Source organism: Helicobacter sp. CaF467b, assembly GCF_022664765.1.
GTDB classification, from domain to species: Bacteria; Campylobacterota; Campylobacteria; order Campylobacterales; family Helicobacteraceae; genus Helicobacter_D; species Helicobacter_D colisuis.
Genome location: NZ_JALAIY010000001.1, coordinates 1,495,950 through 1,501,196, shown reverse-complemented (window position 1 = coordinate 1,501,196; position 5,247 = coordinate 1,495,950). Strand labels below are relative to the sequence as shown.

Sequence of the window (5,247 nt, the reverse complement as noted above, 5' to 3'; positions counted from 1 at the left end):
TTTTAGTCCCTTCTTAAATTTCTTTATGGTAAAATACTTGATTTTGAAAAATTATCGGTCAATTGGTTTTAGTCCCTTCTTAAATTTCTTTATGGTAAAATTCTTTAATTTCTGTTCTAGTTATGATTTGGGTTTTAGTCCCTTCTTAAATTTCTTTATGGTAAAATAGATACCCCAAAAACCAAGAAATTCAGGGATTTAAGTAGAAAAATTAGTGAAAAATATACTAGAATCTCACTAGAGTAATTTAAAAAGGGACTAAAATAAGTGGTTTTCGGTAAGCCACGCAGGATTAAAATTCCTTTTAAAACCGAATCTTTATTTTATGCTTTCTTTGGAATATTTATAATCTTGTGTATTTTCATTCCATTCAAAAAGTGTTAAGTTTTTGTTATTGTTTATTTGCTCATTGAAAGATGCTTCTCCTAAAAGTATTTGCATATTATCAAATTGCTTTTCTGTTATTATTAAAACCCTTATATTTCCACAAGGTGGTAAAATCTTTTCTATAGATTTTATGGTGCTTTTGGCAGACATTAGTCCTTTGCAGATTCTTACATAAACGCTAAATTGCATCATAAAAAAACCAAGCTTTATTAATGCGTTTCTAAATTTTGTAGCATTTTTTTGATCTTTTTTGCTTTTTGTTGGCATATCAAACATTAGTAATATCCGCATAAATTTATCCTTCACCATTAGAATTTAACCTTTATGAGATTTTCATTTTCTAATAAAGCATTTTTAAAATTTTGAACATAGAAATTTATAGCTCTATTTAATGGGTAGGTTTTATTTTCTAATATTACTTCTTTTTGCAATATGTTGATTAGTTTTTGCTTATTTTCTTTGTCTAAAAATTCACAATCTTTCGGAGCTTTTAAATGCAATACATAAAAATCTACTAATGGTCTAAAAACTTCAATTAAATCATCGCAAAGATTAAAATCATTGTAGATATTATCATGTTTTATTCCATACCAAGGTAGAAGCCCACTTATGCAAACTGCTCTAATAATATTAGCCCTTACAATGGCATAACCATAATTAAGTGCAAAATTAATAAAACATATCTTTTCTCTTGTGAAGTCTTTTCCAAATAAAGTTTTAAAATATAAAATTGCAGCTTTTGCTTCTATATTCTTAGCATCATTTAGGGTAACATCTTTTGCTAATTTAAAAAGATCATCAGATTCTGTTGCATGATGAGCTTGTCTTAGGATATGGGCTTGATTGGAGATTTTATTTTTGATAATTTTTTGCCATAAAATCGCTTTTCTCTGCAAACTGACTTGTATTTGCATTTTGGCGACTTTTGCACTCATAAAATGCCCTAGAAATGGAGAAAATATCCCATTAATATGATGAAATTCATCACAAGTTAAAAGGATAATTTTATGTTTTGCTAAAGTGCTAAGCAGTTTTGAAGTAAGGGTTGCTTGGAGTGATTCTAATATAATGAAATTAATATCTTTAAGAAAAATTTTGGCTATATTTTTATCTTGTTGAATCACAAGATGTTCAAGTTCAAGGCTTAATTTAGCCTTGCTTGAAACCAAAATACTCTTAAAAGCCTCATCGTAAGCCATGTTTTTTTCTTGGTTGGATATTTTGTCTTGCTTCAGTTCTTGCTTCTTGAATCTCTCCTAGCGGTGTTACCATATATTTTTTAAAGACTTTTAAACCTTGTATTCCTATACCTCTTACTTCGACATTCCCTTCTTTGGCTTTTGGGAATAGGAGTTTTTGATTTTCTGTTAAATTTTCAAATTTATTGTCGTGTTTTTCTAGGGAGATACTTGCGTTTGAAATATCAAAACCATTATAATAAGCAAATTCTGGCTCTTGCATTTTCTTTTTTTGAATCAATACCAAATCTCCTTTGTATAAAGAAAAGCAAAAATCATAGGTTTCATCTATGGTTTTCCATTCTTTTTGGATTTTTTTATCTTTGTCTTTATCTGTGCTGCCAACAACTACCTTATTAGGTAACACTCCTAAAGCAAAGTCCATTGTATAGATAGGTATTCCATAGAATTTATTATCCTTTGTAAAAATATCTAGCCTTACCATTCTGTCATTAACGACATATTTTGTCCCTATTTTTCTTACTTTGCCACATTCTAAGGCTCTTTTTAGTCCTTCTTGTGTTTTGTATTCCTTTAAAATATCTTGATAACTATAAAAAGTTTGCTCATGCAATGCGCCTTTTGTGTTTTTATTAGGCGGTTTGGAGACAAAGATTGAATCAAGCTTTTCTAGTATCTTAGAGCGATATTTTTCAAATCCAGTAAATTTGGATTGATTTTTGTATTCTTCGCTTGTAAGCTTTTTGGCATACAATTTTGCTTTTAGGATTTCTTGATTTTTCTTAAAGTCTGAAAATGCTTTGATAATGGAGTTTGTGCTATAAGCAATAATAATTGCATCTAAGGCGTGATGAAGGTGGTTGTTTCTATCTTTTTGTGAAAATCCCCAAGCGTGTCTTAGCACAGAAGTAAGCATTCCATTCATAGTTTGCACATGCGCTTTGCTTCCTTTTTCCCCACTTCTTAAACTTATATCTTCATTATCACTTAGGGGTAAAAACTCTAAATATTCTTTTGTGTATTTAGCTATAAGGGAAGTGGCATATCTTGTGTCATTTAAATTTCTGCTGATAAATTCAATTTGATCTTTGTTTTTAAAATTTTCATCTAAGATTCTGATTTTCTTTTTGTAAGGAAGTTTTTGAGCTAAGACTTGAATCTTGCTCCATTTTTCTTGATTAGAACCAAAAGCTTCATAAGGGGTTTGATTTAATTTGAGTTGATTCTCCCTTACAAAAACTAAGACTTTATTATTATAAGAATCATCATAGCTTCTTGAATAAGGATAAATATGATCGACTTCCAATGCCTTATCTTCTTTTAAATCATCAATGGTAATTTTTTTGCCACTATAGGCACAAATTTCACCTTGTTCTCTCCAAAGTTTGATTTTTAGGATATTTTTTGCATTGGGTTTTAAGCCAAATTCTTTGCAGGTTTTTTCTGCATTGTCATTGATGTTTTTGTTTTCTTTTTGTTCTTTTTCTATTTTATTTCTTGCTTCTTTGCTTAAACCCGCATCTCTTGCTAACTCAATGTGGATTTTATGCATTTTCCCATATTTTTTTAAAAGCCTATTTAAAACTTTTCTGTATTCGCTAATTGCACGATTGACAATAGGATTTGTGAGTTCTTGAGCAAAAATAGAATCACAAAAGGCTGGTAAAAATTCACTTTTTTGATTGCTGGTTTTAGCTTTCAAGCCTAATTCATTACAAGCTTCATCGTATCTCTTTCCCTTTTCCATTAAAGGCAGGATTTCATAGAGTGCTTTAAAGCTAAGATTAATATGATCGTTAAAATCAAGTTCTACAAGGGCGTTAATTTGGTTTTGTGATAGTGCATATTGTTCTAGTTGTTTTTTGAGTTGATTTTCATCTTTTGTGAGTGTTATGCGTGTTGCAATTTCATCAAGAGTTTTTCTCTCTAAGTTGTGCTCTCCTAATGCTTTTTTAAATTCTTTTAATTTTTTAAATTCTATTAGATTAGTTTTTTCTACGCTTTCTTTATCATATTTAAGCCCTTTGAATTTCACTTTTTCATCTAGATTTATCATTTTTCTGAGTTTTGTGTAGCTTAGACTTCCTTTGTCTAGAACTTCACTTAGAATCTGTGTAAGAATTTCATTAGAAAATATTTCTCCTGTGTCTTTTCTGATACTTTCTAAAGAGTTGATGATTTTTCCTAAGGCAATAAACTCCCAAGCACTATATGAATTCTTGCATGCTCTTTTTTCGTTTTCATAAAAAGTGCAAGAACCTACCAAGTGTGAAAAATCCTTTAGTGGTCTTTGATAAAAAGCTATCTCCAAAACTTCTTTGATAAATGTATCGCTATAGTTATGATAAGCTTGTTGCTTCTCTAAAATCAGCTTCAATTCTTTTTCTAAATCACTTGCTAAAATGGTATTGTAATAAGTTGATTCCATATTGCCTGTTTTTTTGTTTTTCATTGCTTTGTTGCGGATATTTTTAAATTCCTTAGTTCCATCTCTTAGGTTTTCAAAAAATTCTTTGTAGAGATATTCCCCAGCTGTTTGGTAGTGTTTAATCTTGTTTGAATTTTCTTTTATGGCGCTTAAAATAGCACCTTTTTCGTTATCTTGTGATGTCTTTTGATTTTTATTCATATAACCACGATGTTTGGCAATGTGTAAAATCACTCTTGCTAAATCTTCTTTGCTAATTGCTTGGCTTAGGGCTTCATATCTTAGTTTGTAAATGCTCTCTATCTTGCCTGTATAAGCCTTGGGTAAATTCCCATCTAAGGCTATGTAATCTCCATAGTGCAATCCAAATTCTTTAGAAATAATGTGTTTTAAAGAAAGAAGCCGACTTCTTCTTCTCCTTAATCGCACACGACTGCTTCTTGCATTTCTGCGTGGAAGTGCTAGGGATTCTTTGGTTTTTGGATTTTCTGCCTTAGTAAATAGCCTAACACCGCAATCTTTTAATTCATTATTTTCCACAAATGCCCAACCAATGGAATTAATACCAATATCAAACCCCAAAACTTTCATTATTAATCCTTTTTTTGTTTTGTAATTTTTATCTTTTTAGATATTAACATAAAATTTAAAGGAAAAAAGCAATTGGGATTGTATTTGCTTAAAAGTGATGAAAGCTTTGCTAATTTTGCACAAGTGTTAAATTCTTGTTATTATTAAAACCCTTATATTTTCACAAGGTGGTAGAATCTTTTTATAATATTTTTATTAAGCTTTAAAGATTTTTTGATACAAAAGAAGTAACAAATCTTGATGTTCTTTAAGCCAAATGTGAATCTTTTGTGGATTTTGATCGTAAGTGTTTATGAGATTCCAAAAATCTTTTTGGTGATTGGGGTAGCGAATATGAGCTAGTTCGTGGATAATAATTGAATTAATAAGCCATTTTGGTGTGAATGCAAGCCTTAGGCTAAAACGAAGATTTTTAGTTTTGTGGTAACAGCAAGCAAGTTGATTGTAGCTTTTGCCATATAAGATTCTATTAGGAAAAAGTCCCATTTGCGTAGAGAAAAGTGGTATTCGGACTTGAATATAAGAATCAAGCTCATTTTGATAAAAATTTATCAAAGTTTTTTGCGCTTTTTGGATTGGGGAGTGGTGCAATTCTCTCCAAGCATTTTGGATTTCCACATTTTGGATATTCTGCCATTCTCC

The 5,247-nt window shown here is 30.2% G+C and carries 4 protein-coding genes; all 4 read right to left on the bottom strand.

Annotated features, from left to right (window positions below):
- Window positions 1-318: 318 nt before the first annotated feature.
- The gene (cas2, locus tag MKD52_RS07695) at window positions 319-678 is read right to left on the bottom strand and encodes a CRISPR-associated endonuclease Cas2 (RefSeq protein ID WP_242099836.1); all 360 of its coding nucleotides are present in this window, start codon (window positions 676-678) and stop codon (window positions 319-321) included.
- A gap of 17 nt (window positions 679-695) precedes the next feature.
- Window positions 696-1,586 carry a type II CRISPR-associated endonuclease Cas1 gene (gene cas1 / locus MKD52_RS07690; protein ID WP_112056564.1) on the bottom strand — a complete coding sequence of 297 codons (891 nt, stop codon included), beginning with the start codon at window positions 1,584-1,586 and terminating at the stop codon, window positions 696-698.
- Complete coding sequence (gene cas9, locus MKD52_RS07685) at window positions 1,573-4,608, bottom strand: type II CRISPR RNA-guided endonuclease Cas9 (RefSeq protein WP_242099919.1); 3,036 nt, start codon at window positions 4,606-4,608, stop codon at window positions 1,573-1,575. Before cas9 ends, cas1 begins: the two co-directional genes overlap by 14 nt.
- A 192-nt stretch (window positions 4,609-4,800) precedes the next feature.
- Window positions 4,801-5,247: YgjP-like metallopeptidase domain-containing protein (locus MKD52_RS07680; RefSeq protein WP_242099835.1), on the bottom strand; the 447-nt coding region annotated here is incomplete at its 5' end.

Coding starts and splice junctions, on each gene's coding strand:
- cas2 (WP_242099836.1), bottom strand. CDS start 678: ATGCGGATATTACTAATGTTTGATATGCCAACAAAAAGCAAAAAAGAT.
- cas1 (WP_112056564.1), bottom strand. CDS start 1,586: ATGGCTTACGATGAGGCTTTTAAGAGTATTTTGGTTTCAAGCAAGGCT.